The organism is Oceanobacter sp. 4_MG-2023 (genome assembly GCF_030689165.1).
Classification (GTDB): Bacteria; Pseudomonadota; Gammaproteobacteria; order Pseudomonadales; family Oceanobacteraceae; genus Oceanobacter.
Genome location: NZ_JAUYVV010000001.1, coordinates 326,523 through 341,792, shown reverse-complemented (window position 1 = coordinate 341,792; position 15,270 = coordinate 326,523). Strand labels below are relative to the sequence as shown.

12 protein-coding genes and 1 pseudogene are annotated in these 15,270 nt (G+C 49.9%); 5 read left to right on the top strand and 8 right to left on the bottom strand.

Annotation, left to right across the window (positions count from 1 at the left end; genetic code table 11):
- The first annotated feature begins 266 nt into the window (after nt 1–266).
- The 3 genes from Q8W24_RS01575 to Q8W24_RS01565 are packed head-to-tail and all read left to right on the top strand — an operon-like array spanning nt 267 to nt 3,528.
- On the top strand, nt 267–515 hold the full coding sequence (locus Q8W24_RS01575) for an OadG family protein (RefSeq protein WP_305414932.1): 249 nt from the start codon (nt 267–269) through the stop codon (nt 513–515).
- Nucleotides 516–574: 59 nt separating this feature from the next.
- Nucleotides 575–2,341, top strand: coding sequence for a sodium-extruding oxaloacetate decarboxylase subunit alpha (gene oadA / locus Q8W24_RS01570; RefSeq protein WP_303434831.1), 1,767 nt, complete (start codon nt 575–577; stop codon nt 2,339–2,341).
- 11 nt (nt 2,342–2,352) lie between these two features.
- The gene (locus Q8W24_RS01565; RefSeq protein ID WP_303434830.1) at nt 2,353–3,528 is read left to right on the top strand and encodes a sodium ion-translocating decarboxylase subunit beta; all 1,176 of its coding nucleotides are present in this window, start codon (nt 2,353–2,355) and stop codon (nt 3,526–3,528) included.
- A gap of 74 nt (nt 3,529–3,602) precedes the next feature.
- Here the strand turns inward: Q8W24_RS01565 and Q8W24_RS01560 are convergent, their stop codons facing one another.
- The 8 genes and pseudogenes from Q8W24_RS01560 to mqo all read right to left on the bottom strand — a co-directional run bounded on the left by Q8W24_RS01560 (nt 3,603) and on the right by mqo (nt 11,664).
- Nucleotides 3,603–4,019, bottom strand: coding sequence for a type IV pilin protein (locus tag Q8W24_RS01560; RefSeq protein WP_305414934.1), 417 nt, complete (start codon nt 4,017–4,019; stop codon nt 3,603–3,605).
- On the bottom strand, nt 4,012–6,789 hold the full coding sequence (locus Q8W24_RS01555; protein ID WP_305474157.1) for a hypothetical protein: 2,778 nt from the start codon (nt 6,787–6,789) through the stop codon (nt 4,012–4,014). Before Q8W24_RS01555 ends, Q8W24_RS01560 begins: the two co-directional genes overlap by 8 nt.
- Nucleotides 6,790–6,800: 11 nt before the next feature.
- Nucleotides 6,801–7,466 (bottom strand): PilX N-terminal domain-containing pilus assembly protein, encoded by a 666-nt coding sequence (locus Q8W24_RS01550; RefSeq protein WP_305414937.1) that lies wholly within the window; start codon nt 7,464–7,466, stop codon nt 6,801–6,803.
- Nucleotides 7,467–7,503: 37 nt separating this feature from the next.
- Nucleotides 7,504–8,409, bottom strand: coding sequence for a PilW family protein (locus Q8W24_RS01545; protein WP_303434826.1), 906 nt, complete (start codon nt 8,407–8,409; stop codon nt 7,504–7,506).
- Between the two features lie 54 nt (nt 8,410–8,463).
- Nucleotides 8,464–8,556, bottom strand: a pseudogene (locus tag Q8W24_RS16865) (prepilin-type N-terminal cleavage/methylation domain-containing protein); the annotation flags it as partial.
- Nucleotides 8,553–9,047 (bottom strand): type IV pilus modification protein PilV, encoded by a 495-nt coding sequence (gene pilV, locus Q8W24_RS01540; RefSeq protein ID WP_303434824.1) that lies wholly within the window; start codon nt 9,045–9,047, stop codon nt 8,553–8,555. The gene pilV and the pseudogene Q8W24_RS16865, both read right to left, overlap by 4 nt.
- A gap of 11 nt (nt 9,048–9,058) precedes the next feature.
- Complete coding sequence (locus Q8W24_RS01535; protein WP_305474154.1) at nt 9,059–9,628, bottom strand: GspH/FimT family pseudopilin; 570 nt, start codon at nt 9,626–9,628, stop codon at nt 9,059–9,061.
- A gap of 551 nt (nt 9,629–10,179) precedes the next feature.
- Nucleotides 10,180–11,664 (bottom strand): malate dehydrogenase (quinone), encoded by a 1,485-nt coding sequence (gene mqo, locus Q8W24_RS01530; protein WP_305414941.1) that lies wholly within the window; start codon nt 11,662–11,664, stop codon nt 10,180–10,182.
- A gap of 586 nt (nt 11,665–12,250) precedes the next feature.
- On the opposite strand from mqo, the gene Q8W24_RS01525 reads away from it, so the two are divergent.
- Nucleotides 12,251–12,607 (top strand): hypothetical protein, encoded by a 357-nt coding sequence (locus tag Q8W24_RS01525; protein ID WP_305414942.1) that lies wholly within the window; start codon nt 12,251–12,253, stop codon nt 12,605–12,607.
- Between the two features lie 350 nt (nt 12,608–12,957).
- A complete protein-coding gene (gene bcsA / locus Q8W24_RS01520; RefSeq protein ID WP_305474152.1) occupies nt 12,958–15,204 on the top strand; it encodes a UDP-forming cellulose synthase catalytic subunit in 2,247 nt (748 codons plus the stop codon).
- Nucleotides 15,205–15,270: the final 66 nt, after the last annotated feature.

The following is a 15,270-nucleotide window of genomic DNA, read 5'->3' as shown; positions in this document are numbered from 1 at the left end:
TATATCACGGTGGAATGTGTCAATTTGACTATTTGTACAGGCTATAGTCGATATAGATTTCAGAAATACTACTGATATCAGTAGCTTGGAGCCTTAATTTGGAGGTTGTCTGCCGTTTTGCGCAATCTGGCGCAGTTGAAAGCGTTAGTCCTTTTAAAGTAGTCTTATTCGGTTATTCCCACTATAAACACGGGTTATTCTGGTGAGAATTTATGGGAAAACACGTCGCTGTCCGTAAAAATTATTACTAAATAGGAGCCGCTTGCATGTCTGAGCCAGGACTCGTCACGCAAGGTTTGGAATTGATGTTTTTTGGTATGGGTACGGTATTTGTCTTTTTGACAATGCTGGTATTTGTTACCGGATTCATGTCCAAGCTGGTAAATAAATATGCTCCCGAGGAAGTGGTTGTGCCGACACCGGCAAAAAAACGACCCCAGTCTCAGGGAGTGGATCCGCAATTGCTGAAAGTACTGTCAGCAGCGGTCAAGGAACATCGTGCACGCCAAAAGTAGTGCACGAATCATAATAACCAAAACGTTAACAACGTTATCGGAAGAAAAGGCCATCATCCATGACCGATTCTAAAAAACTCGGAATCACCGACGTCGTGTTACGCGACGCGCACCAATCCATTCTGGCGACTCGCATGCGTATCGACGATATGCTGCCGATTGCTGAAAAACTCGATCAGGTCGGTTACTGGTCGCTGGAATCCTGGGGGGGTGCAACATTTGACTCTTGTATTCGTTTTCTGGGAGAAGACCCCTGGGATCGCATTCGCGAATTCAAGAAAGCCATGCCCAAAACGCCGCATCAAATGCTGCTACGGGGGCAAAACCTGCTGGGCTATCGCCACTACGCTGATGATGTGGTCGAAAAATTTGTTGAGCGGGCAGCGACCAACGGAGTGGATGTGTTCCGCGTCTTTGACGCGATGAACGATCCACGTAACCTGGAAACCGCTCTCAAGGCAGTCAAAAAGCAAGGCAAACATGCGCAGGGGACCTTGTCCTATACAACCAGCCCCGTCCACACCATGGAATCATGGGTCAGTCTTGCCAAGCAAATCGAAGACATGGGTGCCGATTCCATTGCGATCAAGGATATGGCCGGGGTACTGACGCCCTATACTGCCTTTGAATTGGTGAGCAAGCTGAAAGCCCAGACGGATCTGGAAGTTCAGCTGCATGCCCATGCAACCTCCGGTTTGTCGGATATGACGATTCTGAAAGCCGTGGAAGCCGGTATTGACCGCGTGGATACCGCCATCTCTTCCATGTCCATGACCTATGGTCATACGGCGACAGAATCCGTTGTAGCGGCATTGGCTGGCACTGAGCGTGATACCGGTATCGACCTGTTGTTGCTGGAAGAAATTGCCGCGTACTTTCGTGCTGTGCGTAAAAAATACGCCAGGTTCGAAGGCGCTCTCAAAGGCACCGACAGCCGGATTCTGGTTGCTCAGGTGCCCGGTGGCATGCTGACCAATATGGAAAACCAGTTGCGCGAACAGGGTGCTGCGGACAAGTTTGACGAGGTATTGGCCGAAATTCCACGAGTGCGTGAGGATTTGGGCTTTATTCCTCTGGTAACACCGACATCCCAGATTGTCGGGACGCAGGCGGTTTTGAATGTACTGACGGGTGAGCGGTACAAGTCCATTTCAAAAGAAACCCAAGGTATTCTGAAAGGGGAATATGGTGCAGCTCCGGCACCGATGAATGCCGAGTTGCAGGCCAAGGTACTGGATGGCAAGGAAGTGATTACCTGTCGCCCTGCAGACCTGATTGAAAACGAGATGGACAAGGTGATCGCCAACGTCGACAAGCTGGCCGCTGACAAGGGTATTACCTTGGCAGCTGACAAGATTGATGACGCGCTGACTTATGCCATGTTCCCTCAGATTGCGCCGAAATTCCTCGAAAATCGTGGCAATCCGGATGCATTTGAACCGGTTCCAAAAGGTGATGCAGAAGATACCTTCACCATTTCCGTTGATGGTAACGATTATGTGGTGAAAGTGGATGATGGTGGCGATGTTACGCATCTGGCCGCTGTTAATGGAGCGCCGCTGAGTATGGGTGGTGCTGCATCAACAGCGGGTGAGGTTGCGGCATCCGGTGACGGTGATCCTGTCTGTGCGCCTTTGTCTGGCAATGTCTGGAAGGTGTTGGTTGATACTGGCGATCAGGTGGAAGAAGGCGATGTTGTCGTGATTCTGGAAGCCATGAAGATGGAAACCGAAGTGCGTGCTCCTCGAGCAGGTACGGTGACCGGTGTTTCAGCCAAAGAAGGTGTGTCAGTGAAAGTGGGCGACACTCTGTACAACCTCGCGTAAGGAGTGCCTGAATGGAAAGCTTGATTAACCTGTGGCATGACAGCGGCTTGTATCAGATGGAGCTTGGCCAGGGTGCCATGATCCTGATTGGTTGCTTGCTGCTGTTTTTGGCCATACATCCAAAGTTTCAGTTTGAGCCATTACTACTGCTACCAATCGCGGTGGGGACCATTTTTGTCAATATTCCCGGGGCTGGTTTTTATGCGCCGCCGGTATTTGATGCGCATGGTCACCTGGATGCTCCGGCAGGTCTGTTGTACTACATCTACCATGCCGGTATTGAAACCGGGCTGTTTCCGCTACTGATCTTTATGGGTGTCGGGGCAATGACGGATTTTGGTCCGTTGCTGGCTAACCCGAAAACCCTGTTGCTTGGTGCTGCGGCCCAGTTTGGTATTTTTGGTACCCTGTTTGGGGCTGCCTTCTTTACGGATATCGGGGTGATGGACTTCACCATGCAGCAGGCCTCTGCGATCGGTATTATTGGTGGTGCGGATGGGCCAACCTCGATCTTTATTGCATCGAAGCTGGCGCCTGAGTTGTTGGGTGCGATTGCCGTGGCAGCGTATTCTTATATGGCTCTGGTTCCGATGATCCAGCCACCGATCATGAAGGCACTGACCTCAGTGGAAGAGCGTAAAATCCAGATGGTGCAATTACGCACGGTCAGCAAGGCCGAGAAGATTATCTTCCCGATTACCTTGTTGGTTCTGGTTGCCTTGTTGCTTCCTTCTGCTGCTCCCTTACTGGGTATGTTCTGCTTCGGTAATCTGATGAAGGAGTCTGGTGTGGTGGATCGTCTCAGTGATACTGCCCAGAATGCCTTGATCAACGTGGTGACTATCTTTTTGGGGTTGGGTGTCGGCTCAAAGATGAGTGCAGACAAGTTCCTGAATCTGGATACCCTGAGCATTCTGGTATTGGGCATGCTGGCATTCTGTGTTGGTACCGCTACCGGTGTTGTGATGGCCAAAATCATGAACAAGGTATCCAAGGATCCAATCAATCCACTGATTGGTTCTGCAGGGGTATCAGCAGTACCGATGGCGGCGCGAGTCTCCAACAAGGTAGGACTGGAAGCTAATCCCCAGAACTTTCTGTTGATGCATGCCATGGGTCCGAACGTTGCTGGTGTGATCGGCTCGGCGGTGGCTGCTGGTGTGATGATCAGCTACTTTGGTGCATAACCGGTCAGTATGATGTTGCTCGGTTGAGTACCCACAAAAAACGGCGCTTCGGCGCCGTTTTTTGTGCATCGCAATTACCAGCAGAGGTCAGTCGTACCGGTTACTCCGTTATGGGCTTCCAGGCCTTTGTTGCCTGCCTGGTTGTAGGTCAGGATGCCACAGGCCCAGTCTTCCTGATTGGCGGTTGGTGTTGCCTTGAGCGTGAAAGCATGGGTTTCAAGACTAGAGCTGATGGTGTAACTGTCGCTGACACCACTGATACAGCTGTTGCTTGGTGTATCACCCGTATAGGCCGTTGCTGCGGCATAACGTTTTTCCAGCGACTGGGATACTTCCAGTAAGCAGGAAGCCGCCGCGTTACGGTTGGTTTTGACGACATAGTTGTTGTAGCTGGGAATACCAACAACAAACAAAATACCAATAATCGTTATGGTGACCATTAGTTCGATCAGAGTAACGCCGCGGCTAGCGGCGTATTGGGCGTTATTCATCAAGCAGCTCCCTCCAGCCAGACCAGCCTTGGTTACCAGTGGTGAATGTAAATGCATTGTCTATCCCCAGATCGGTAGTGGTGTTTTCGCTACTGTGCCCCTGTAATGTGATGGTATCGCCAATCACCACAACAGTCGGTGTGTATGCCTTCCCTGTTCCTATATTGACATTGCTACCATCCACGGTGGCATCGTTATGCAATACATTGCTCGGAAACAGGCCAGTGTCGAGATCATACAAGTAGTAATAAGCATCACAGCTCTCTTCGGTATCCCGTTGCAGAGGGAGGAAAATCACACTGGCTGCAATTTCAACCTGGTCGGTAATGGTAACGTCGTCTTCCAGTAGCTGGATATGCTCATAGTTGTTGCTGTGATCGGTTTCCTTGGTGTAGCTGGCACCGCTGTCATTCCAGTAGCCAGACTCACCTACCATGCTGATCCAGTCGGATTGCCAGCTGTTTTCTGCGGCGGGCAAGCGGAAGACTTTCATACGTTCTGTGGTTTGGGCCACCAGATAATCATCTCCGGCTAACGTGGCAGATTGTAACCAGAGCACACTTTTTGCCACCGTGGATGAGGTGCCCACGTTACCTACCTTGGACCAGGATGGGCTGTTTTTCAGTGAGCCATTATTAACGACCAAAGCGCTGTAGACATTACCTTCGTTATCACCAAACGAGACTTCAATATTTTGTTTGTTGCTGCTGCCATCACTGCTGTAGTACTGGTAAGCCAGAGGCATAGAGGTGATCTGGCTGGTTTTGGATGATACGTCATACACTTTTTGAGAGGCGCCTGAAGTCAGCTCTTGCACGACTATGTCGGTACTGTTGGTGACATAGAGGGCATATTGTTTATCATTATTGGTAAATGTGATGGGGCGGTGAGGGTTGTCGCCGCCGCTTTCTTCAACCCAGAGTACGCTGCTGAGCCCGCCACTGGAGCTCAGCTTGAGGGCATAGTGAAGGGCTCCACCTTTGGCTGACCCAACCACGATATCATCACCAATCGTGGCAATTTGACCTTCCATATAGTGCTGGGTGTAAAAACTGCTGTAATCATCCAGGTAGGAAACCAGAGGTCGAGGCATAAAGCCCCACTGGAGTTCGCCGCTACTACTGTCAATGGCGTAGACAAAACCATCATCGGTATGAAAAATAACCAGATCACCGAGTATCACAGGCTGAGTAGTATAGGGGGCTCCGATCCATGAACTTGAATCCCGGTCGCCCAGATAATCGCCATCTGCATAATTGGGGGTGATGGTGTAATTTATGATTGTTTCTGTGGCCAAATCCGACAGAGTCCCAAAGGCAGCATCGTCCAGGTTGGCAAATTTCACCAGGTTGCCAGAAGCATCCGTTGACCAGAGACGTTCTTCACGCAGGTCGGTGGTCATTTGGTCGTTGGCATCCCAGCTTGCGGTGCTGCTGGTGCCACTGGAAGTAAGTGGAAAGGCCATCAGGTGGCCGGTAATACCGGTACCGTAATAGTCTGATGTTGTGTCCATTGTCAGGCTGTCTGTCGAGGAGACATCGGTTGTATCATCGGTCTGATAAGGAATATACGACAGATCACCAATATTGGAGGACGGGTTGACTGCAGGAGATGCGAGACTGTAGATGCCGTCATTTGGTGTTACCGATTCAGCTGCCGAATCAATATACAGTTCCGTAAACATACCGGTATTTTGGTAGGCATATTCCACGCCCGAATTGTTTCCTACCTGGATATCGGATGCCAAGGCTTCTCCGACAAAATAGGTTCCAGAGTTGGCTTTTATTTCAAGAGTGCCGTCATCAACATAGATACCCGCAGCAACCTGAGCCTGGTCATTAATTGTAAAATCACCGGTGTATACGGATATATATAGGCGCTCTGGGTATTGTATATCATCACGCTCATCTGGATTACCAGGTTCACAACCGGCGACATTGATACAAGCGCCGTTACCTATGATGGATGTGCCATCATACAAGTACAGTTTTACAACGCCGCTGCCATCACCTGCTGCACTGCCATCCTCTTCTGTCATGGCGACCTCGATGGTTACTCGGTCGGCCAAGTACATTTTGTTAATATAGTAGCTACCAGGTTCAAAATAGATAACATCAGTGTTGGATATATTCAGGTAGTTGATACGGTAAGGAGTCTCGGGTGTTGTGACGGCATAGTTAAAATAAATTTCTCCCTGGCTACCAGTACCTCCTTCTATTTCCTGCCATTCACTACCCTGTCGGTTATCAAATACAGCGGTATAGGTACTGCCGCTGTTTTGAATGCTAAGGAGATAACTGGCTACCTCATCGTCTGGGGTGTTATAACCAATATCTGTGGTGCAAGGCGAAGTACCATTGACGCAAAACTGGGTTTTGCTGTTATCAAGACGATACCAGTTGCTCGGGTATTGAAAGGTATCACCACTATTTTTGTATCTGAAAATAGAAGAACTACTGGTGGTTAAAAAAGTGGGCAGGGTCAGATGATCCAGTGTTGTATCGCTGGCAGTCAGGCCACAATCCGTTTTACTCGGATCTGCCTGGTAAAGATCGTCGCTGACAACGTTAACATTGGAACTGCCTGAAAAGGTGACCTGACAGGTTTTAGAATCTCCCTCTGAGCCAATGCTGATGGTGCCATCTTCCAGCACAGAAAAGGCAGCGCCTCCGACGGAGGTTGAGGTCGTCGGATAGCAGGCTCCGGCCAGTGACTGATGAGTAAAAGAAGCAAGTACACACAAATGAGCAAGATATTGGAGTGATTTCATCGGTAAGGCTCCTAGTGCAGGATGCTGTAAACGGCTTGTAACCGCACACGAGTGGATGGTTGAGAACCGTAGCCTGCAACAGTGATGGTAAAACGGTCAGCCTGATAAGCAGCCCCAGTACTGCCTATGCTGTTGGAGTAACCCTCGGCATCGGTGCTGGAGTAGCAAGGGCTGGATGTATCGGTATCGTTGTCGAAGCCGATCATAAAACGTGGTGATTGGGATAAATTCAGGGCAGACAGTGCTGTTTTTGTGCTGCTGTCATATTCATACAGGCTGACCGAATCATCGTCATCCCACTGGGCACTTTGAGTCAGCCAAGGGGTGGAGGTATCACAATCGGCGCTGCCTGCACCGTCATCGGAAATGGTGAGGGTTTGATACAGGCCGTTTTTTACACCAAACGTTGTGTCGATTTCTCCGTTCTCAACCAGTGTGGTGACGTATTGCTTGGCCTGGGTCAGGGTATATTCTGCTGCCTGGAATGCCCGATTGCGGTCTTCGTTATTGGATGCCATACGGATTTCCAATGTGGTGGATTGCACCGCTGAAATACCCGTAATGGTCAGTATTAACAGGAGAACAATACTGATAATAAGCGCGGACCCGGATTGGTGGGGTCGGGGGGATATCGCTGCTGTTTGCTGCCGAAGGGCCACTGCCTTGTGGAATAACATCTTGCTATACCTTTATTGCTCTGTCAGATGAATGACTTTATGTATTACTGACGCGACTGCGAATCGCGACAACAAAATTACTGCTACGGCGAATTTTTCGATCTGTTGGCGTTATGTCTTCCAGGAGATCATCTTTATCGCGCTGGTAAAACTGATACGGTGTTGGCGTTTCGGTGACGTTATCTTCCAGACTTTCTGCTAACAGGCTGACCCGTACACTGATAACCTGATCCCATTGGCTGGTTGAGATATCGGCGGCGGTTTTATAATCGTCCGGATATCCGTCACTATTGGTGTCTACGGCATATTCCAGTTGCATATCAGCAATCCCTTCGACGATTTCATAGGTTTCCGCGCTGCCTTCATCTGTATTGCGTACAAACAGGGCGCTGTTACCGTCTTCGTTGGTGCCGACGTAATAACTGGTGGTACGGACCTTGATGACCGATGAGCCGACCGGATAAGCATAAGGGAAGCTACTGGTTGCATTGCCTGGTGTTGTACTGCCACCGGCATCATGTACGGTTTCGCCGGTACTGTCGGTATAACTGGTGACCTGGAAAATCGATGCGGTTCGGCAGTCGGTAATAACGACAATATCCCCGGTACCAAAAGGAGTTGGGTCCATGACAGTGGTGCTGAGGACTGCAGTGCTACTGTCCATGGCACTTTCCAGTTTGGCACCTGTACCGTAGGAGCCTCGTACTACCAGTACGTCGGTTCCATCTTTGACCTTGCTCGAAAATTCGCTTGGGAGGTTGTCTTCGGTGTTGTCATAACCCCGGACAATAGTGTCGAACTGTTGGTCAAAATCAGTGGCATTGTTCAATACGTTGTTGACCGCATCGATACTGCTGAGACAGGAATAACCTGAACCCGCCATGCGGATTTCCCTGGACAAGTAGTCGTAGGAAATGCGGACATTCTCTTGTAAGCGCGACATGGCATCGTTGGTCCGGTAGACCGCCTGATTACTCTGGAATACTGAAAAAACCCCAGCGATTATGACTGCGTCCAATACCAGGACAATCATCAGCTCAACAAGAGAAAAGCCGTGTGTTTTTCCGACTGTTACCGTTTCAAATCTCATAATACTGCGACCATATTGATGGTGAGTGTGCGGCCATCGTCTTTGTCGTCATCGTCACCGCTGTTATCGCTGATGACCGAAACGTCATCCCAGCTGATACTGACGTTGCAGGTCGTGGTCGCTACCGTGCTGTCAGTGGTGCAAGAAACAACCCCGGCTCCATTGGGCAAGGTACGGCTGATTTCACTTTTCCAGTCCAGCAGGTCTGTAGCCGCCAGGGTGTCATCGGTCGTGCTGGTTGTTGCGGTGTTGTAGTTGTCACTGGCCGCTCCCTGGCTGTTTGAACGCAGGCGCTCGAACATGTCGTAGACCAGAATGCCGGCTTGGGAACGCAGATAGGCAGCGTTGTTTTCTTGTAAGGCCCGGGTTTGTAGTCCGGCCAGTCCGAGCAGGCCAATGGACACAATCACGATAGATACCAGTACTTCAATCAGTCCAAAGCCGGACTGTCGGTAAGGTACGGGTTCGACGGAATGCAGTGTTGAAAACATACCTGTCTCCATCAGCAGTTGGTTTTTTTGGTGGCAGTAATACTGGGGCGGCCACCGGAGGATATTTCGATTTCGCGGGCATTGACTTCGGCAGGTGCTTGCTCGGAACAAATAACAATCTCGCCGGGGGTATTGTTGATATTCCCATCAGCCTTGTAGCGAATGACCTTGCTGAAGCTTGTATCCGGATAAATCTTGACGTTGGAAGCCGCGTCGGCGTATTTGATGATTTCTTCGCTATTGTCTGACGCCAGCGTACCGTCGCCATTGGTATCCTGGAAGGTGATCCAGCCATCGCTCCAGGAGGTGGAGTTACAACTGGTCTGGTCGTTACTGGGGCATAGTGCGACATGGGTATTACGTTTGACCGCTTCAGTGCGGGCAAGAACCAGAGCTCCCATAAACCGATTGGTCTCGGCTGTCAGTTCTGAGCGGCTCATAAAGCTGGTGAGGGATGGCACCGCGGCGAACATAACGATGGCAAATACAGCAAGGGTGATCATCAACTCAATCAGGGTGAAGCCTGATGAATGGTGGCCAGACGTGTATGTAGCCGGGAGGGCATGTGAAGACATAATCATGGTTCATACTCCTTTTCAAACCATTCACTCCAGCCGTAGGTGGCTGATGGCGGCGAATATGCCATGTCTCTGTATGGCTGGCAAACTCACTCCCAAATATAAAGATAGGTATTGTTCGTGGGCTTGATGACACAAGTTGACCCTATATCCAGGGCAGGCATGACGAGCGGTGATTATTCTGGTGACAGTAATTCAAGGATTTGTTTTATCTGGTCCTAAAATGTTGGGTTGGGTGTAGGTTTTGTTAGAACTGTCACTTTGTTTATTTATCTTATGTCGATCCTGGCTGAGGCTTGTTTTTAGGGATAACGTGGAAAATGCTTAAAAAGAAGACAAGCGGCTGTAAATAAAAGATAAGTGGTTGTGAATAAAAGGGCGGTTTACTGGAGTTTTTAGCCTGGTGGTTTGATGCGGTGGTTGTGCAGATTCCATTGCCTGTTATTGCAATATGGTCCATCGGGTATGAAGAGGGAGTAGAAAAGGGGAGAGTCACAAAAAAAGCCCCTTCAGGCGAGGGGCTTTTTTGTGACGTGATGATGCTGATGCTGTATTTATGGCTTCAGTTCAAGCGTACTTAATGTGCGTTGGCGTACACGCTCCAGCAGTTCGCTGTCTTCGATCAGAGACTGGCCATAGGATGGAATCATGGTTTTTAACCTGTCCTGCCAGGCGCCGGTCATTTTGTCGGCAAAACATTTTTCCAGAACTTCCAGCATGGCATAAGCTGCAACCGATGCACCTGGAGATGCTCCCAGCAGGGCCGCCAGAGAGCCATCCGCAGCAGATACCAGCTCGGTACCAAACTCCAGTTTTCCTTTGCCATTGGCGTCTTTCTTGATGACTTGCACACGTTGTCCGGCGTGGGCGAGTGTCCAGTCGCTGGATTGGCACTCAGGGAAGTAGCCGCGTAATGTTTCTACCCGGTTATCGTGGGATTGCATCACTTCACTGATCAGGTACTTGGTCAGATCCATGTTATGGATACCAACCGACATCATTGGAAACAGATTGTTGGTACTAACGGATTTGATCAGGTCGAGCTTGGAGCCAGCTTTCAGGAATTTGGTAGTGAACCCGGCATAAGGACCGAACAACAAGGCGGGTTCACCGTTGATAATTCGGGTATCCAGGTGGGGAACCGACATCGGAGGAGCACCGATGGCTGCTTTGCCATACACTTTGGCATGATGCTGCGAGACAATTTTCTTGTCTTTGCAGACCAGCCATTGACCACTGACCGGGAAGCCGCCATAACCTTCTGCTTCTTCGATACCTGAAGCCTGCAGCAGTGGCAGGGAACCACCACCGGCACCAAGAAAAACAAAACCGGTATTGACGGTTTTGGTTTTGCCAGACTGACGGTCTCGCAGTGCCACCGTCCAGCGTTTTTCTTGCTGGTGACGTTCGAAATCAACCACTTCATGGTTCACTAGCAGATTGAAGTTGTCCTGTTGCTCCAGCTGCTGAACCAGGTTGCGAGTCAGGGAGCCGAAATCAACGTCAGAACCGTAGGCAATACGGGTCGCCGCAACTTTCTCATTGGCATCGCGGCCGTTCATCACCAGTGGTATCCACTGCTTCAGTACTTCTGGGTCTTCGCTGTATTCCATGTCTTTGAACAAGTGGTGAGCGGACAGTTTTTCTGCACGCTGACGCAGGAATGCAACGTTTTTTTCACCCCATACAAAGCTGATGTGGGGCGTGGTGTTGATGAATTGCGTGGGTTGTGGGAGACCTCCCGTTTCGACCAGGTAGCTCCAGAGCTGGAGCGACAGTTCGAAATTGGCATTGATGGTTAATGCCCGATCGATGCTCACATTACCGTTGGCATCTTCTGCGGTGTAGTTGAGTTCACAGTAACCAGCGTGACCGGTACCTGCGTTGTTCCATCCATCGGTACTCTCATGAGCGACATGATCCAAACGTTCTACCATCATGAGTTTGAGCGTTGGATCGAGCTTGCTTAGCAGCGTACCCAGGGTCGCACTCATCACTCCTCCGCCAACCAGGAGTACATCGACCTGTTGTGTAGTCATTACGATTTCGCCTTTTGATCAGAAAGTCGTTTTATCAGGAATCCGGGAATGCCGGTATTCCTGTTGCGATCAACTCCCAGGCTTTTGGCCTGCCGCCCCAAAACCATATAGATATTACAGTTAGACAGGTGGTCGGGTAAGTTGATGCAGAGCCGGGGCTTTATACACAGACTGCGGAATCCGTACAACTGTCCTCTCAAGGACTGCTACTAATGTATATTGTTACCACTCGCTCAAGCCAGTGGGTATAAACACCAGTTGCACCCAGCTATCAAACGTTGTATTAGAGCTGACAGCATGGTGCACGGTTCGTTCTGGGAAACTCCGGCATTGGATGTTAATTGCTGAAATTATACATCTAAACGAGACAAATGTTTCTGTCGTGTTGGCTGTGCACTTGAAATTTTCGTTTGAAGTTGACAGTTGTCAAAGACTGCGCACTGGGAAACCAGGGTTTTCAAACCCGGTAGCGAGCCATGAGGTTGTGATGGCTGCAGGATTATCCGGGCTGGAGGTTGGTCGGAAGTAGCATTTACAGAGGTTGAATAACGTCATCAGGCATCTGCCAATCGTGGCAGCATCAGGTATGATGGGCGTTTTTCAGCAGAGTGGTATCAGCGTGTTGGGCAGCATGATTAACAAGGGACTAACGGCCCTGATCGAGAAAAAACTGGTCGGTGCCGGAGCGGTAGAGCATATCGAACTGGACAAACAGCAGCGCAATATCCAGGTGACGCTGTTACTGGAAGGCGAAACAGAATCCGTACGGATCTGCCTGGAAGGGTATCGACTGGAGACAAAAGATGGCCGTACCCGCATTGCATTTGAACGGATCATCACATCACGTCGCTGGCTCTCAATGCTGTTGCATGAATATGGACAAGGCATGAGCTTTCCTGTGCCGTCCAAATACGCCAGCATGGTGAGTCTGATTTTACCGTAACAGGGCAGCGCTGGTTGTTGTTCCGGGCGGTATTCTGTCAGGCAAAGCGGTGGTTCAGGCACGGTTTGCCTGGTGGGCTGTGATAAAACACAGGGTTACGAATGCAGATAGCCAGGGTGGCGTCATGAATATTTGTGATTACATGCCAATCTGATAAATTGTACTTCGTCAATGCATATATAAAAAAACAGGGGATGTGGCCATTTCGTCTATTGTTGCTTTGCAATTGTCATGTCTCTGATCTATTTTAACTCATATGTGTACAAAAAAATGACAGTGCATGGTCATGATGTAAATATTGTCTCGTTGGCCTGGCAGCAGCTGCCTGTCAACGATTATTCGGGGATTTCATGAAGATTGATTTGTCGGATCGTGCACGAGGCTGGTTGATGGGCGGAGGAGGGGTGCTCGTTATCCTCCTCAGCCTGTACATCTCCCAGCTGCGCGTGGATGTTGCGTCTCAAGCGGTCCTGGCCTACAGCATGGTGGGCGTCGTTATTCTCTTGCGCTTTTTTGAAAGCCGGGTCATAAGAAACAATGGCTCGATTGAAGTGCAACGATTGCTCCGGATTCTTATTCTTATTACTGCTTTTTTTGTTTCCATGCGCTATTTTGCCTGGCGCCAGCAAGAAACAATCACCTATTACGATTTGCTCAGCTTTATTTGTATGCTTATTCTGTTTATGGCTGAGATATACGGCATTATTATTTCCTTCCTGGGAAGTTTTGTAAATATACAAGGCAGGAAACGCGAGCATATTCCTCTGCCGGACGACCCGGATAAAATACCATCCGTCGATATTTTTATTCCCAGCTATAACGAACCCCAGGAAATGCTGGAAATTACCCTGCTGGCTGCCTTGCAAGTCAGATATCCCGCAGACAAGTTGAACGTTTGCTTGCTGGATGATGGTGGTACCGTCGGCCGCCGGAATTCTGAAGACCCTGAGCGTGCTAGCAGCTCCCAGGAACGTTACGACACTCTGAAGGCCATGTGCGAGCGTATCGGCGCGACCTACCTGACCCGGGAAAAGAACAACCATGCCAAGGCCGGTAATATTAACGCGGCCCTGGAAAAAACCAACGGCGAACACATTCTGATTCTGGATGCCGACCACGTACCGACCCGAGATATTCTTGAGCGCATGGTCGGTATTATGATCAATGATCCCAAGATGTTTTTGGTGCAAAGCCCCCACTTTTTTATCAACCCTGACCCGGTGGAAAAAAACCTCCAGACCTACGGTAAAATGCCGGGGGAAAACGAGATGTTTTACGGGGTTATCCAGGAAGGTCTGGATTTTTGGGACTCCTCTTTCTTCTGCGGCTCTGCCGCACTTATTCGTCGAAAATACCTGCTGGAAGTGGGTGGTATTTCCGGGGATTCCATTACCGAGGATGCAGAAACCGCGTTTTTGCTGCATGCCAAAGGTTACCGTAGTGCTTATGTCAACCGCCCTATGATTGCTGGCTTGCAGCCTGAAACCTATTCCGGGTTTGTGGTGCAGCGGATGCGTTGGGCGCAAGGCATGGTGCAGATCTTCATGCTGAAAAACCCTTTGTTTTTTAAAGGATTAAAACCCTGGCAAAGGCTGTGTTACACCAGTAGCTCCGGGTTCTGGTTCTTCCCGTTTGCGCGGGCTACCTTTTTGGTTGCCCCATCGGCGTACCTGTTTTTTGGCCTGAAAATCTACGACGCCAACATGACCGAGTTCTTTTCCTATGCCTTGCCGCACTTGATGGGTGCCCTGATCGTGACCGACTTCCTGTTTGGTCGATACCGTTGGGCCCTGGTGTCGGAATTGTATGAGTTGATGCAGTCCCTGTATTCCCTGCCCGCGATTCTTGAAGTAATCAAAAGCCCTCGTTCACCGGAGTTTGCGGTAACGCCAAAAGGGGAGTTCATGGATGAGAACTTTATTACCTCGCTTGCCGGGCCGTTTTACTGGTTGCTGGCCTTTAACCTGGCCTCGTTAACGGCTGGATTTATCCGTTTGCAGGTGATTCCACAAGACAGCGATGTGATTCTGATCACCATGTTCTGGGAGGCTTTTAACCTGTCACTGATGGTGTGTGCAATCGGAGCCCTGTATGAATTGAAGCAGCGGCGTCAGGAACCCAGGGTTAATGCCGATATTGCTGCTCGCGTGATTGTGAATGGCAAGTCAGTCCCTGCTACTATTGTTGATATGTCTTCCGGTGGCCTGGGTGTTCGCATCAAGGGCAGTGTATTCCAGAAACTGAATATGAATTTGACCGGGCAAGAGCTGGTGGTGCGTGCTTACAGTGCCGCCATGGAAGCGGAAGTGAATTTGCCAGGCTCAGTTATCGCTACGGTCCATAAACCTGATGACAGTGTTGTTATTGGTATCAAGGTGGATCTGCATGAGTTGGATCACAAGCGTCAGTTGGTGGCGCTTGTTTACGGTGACAGTGAATTATGGGTCAAGGAACGGGCAGCGCGGATGCCAACATGTACCGTCAGAGAAACTCTCTGGTTTCTGTTCAGTTCCGGGGCACGCAGTTCCGCGGCACATTTTCGGCAACTATGGATTGATACCATGGCGGCCATGCGGCGCAAGTTGCGTGGCGCTTGATATCTGGCCAGTGCATGGCTAACAGAAAAATCGAACGGAACCACAGGCAGCGCTGTGAATGCTGTG

What these genes read in the sequence shown, in the direction of transcription:
- Q8W24_RS01575 (WP_305414932.1), top strand. Translation starts at nt 267, where the DNA reads ATGTCTGAGCCAGGACTCGTCACGCAAGGTTTGGAATTGATGTTTTTT.
- pilV (WP_303434824.1), bottom strand. Translation starts at nt 9,047, where the DNA reads ATGTTTTCAACACTGCATTCCGTCGAACCCGTACCTTACCGACAGTCC.
- Q8W24_RS01535 (WP_305474154.1), bottom strand. Translation starts at nt 9,628, where the DNA reads ATGATTATGTCTTCACATGCCCTCCCGGCTACATACACGTCTGGCCAC.
- bcsA (WP_305474152.1), top strand. Translation starts at nt 12,958, where the DNA reads ATGAAGATTGATTTGTCGGATCGTGCACGAGGCTGGTTGATGGGCGGA.
- Q8W24_RS01550 (WP_305414937.1), bottom strand. Translation starts at nt 7,466, where the DNA reads ATGTTATTCCACAAGGCAGTGGCCCTTCGGCAGCAAACAGCAGCGATA.
- Q8W24_RS01565 (WP_303434830.1), top strand. Translation starts at nt 2,353, where the DNA reads ATGGAAAGCTTGATTAACCTGTGGCATGACAGCGGCTTGTATCAGATG.
- Q8W24_RS01525 (WP_305414942.1), top strand. Translation starts at nt 12,251, where the DNA reads ATGATGGGCGTTTTTCAGCAGAGTGGTATCAGCGTGTTGGGCAGCATG.
- Q8W24_RS01560 (WP_305414934.1), bottom strand. Translation starts at nt 4,019, where the DNA reads ATGAATAACGCCCAATACGCCGCTAGCCGCGGCGTTACTCTGATCGAA.
- mqo (WP_305414941.1), bottom strand. Translation starts at nt 11,664, where the DNA reads ATGACTACACAACAGGTCGATGTACTCCTGGTTGGCGGAGGAGTGATG.
- Q8W24_RS01545 (WP_303434826.1), bottom strand. Translation starts at nt 8,409, where the DNA reads ATGTCGCGCTTACAAGAGAATGTCCGCATTTCCTACGACTACTTGTCC.
- oadA (WP_303434831.1), top strand. Translation starts at nt 575, where the DNA reads ATGACCGATTCTAAAAAACTCGGAATCACCGACGTCGTGTTACGCGAC.
- Q8W24_RS01555 (WP_305474157.1), bottom strand. Translation starts at nt 6,789, where the DNA reads ATGAAATCACTCCAATATCTTGCTCATTTGTGTGTACTTGCTTCTTTT.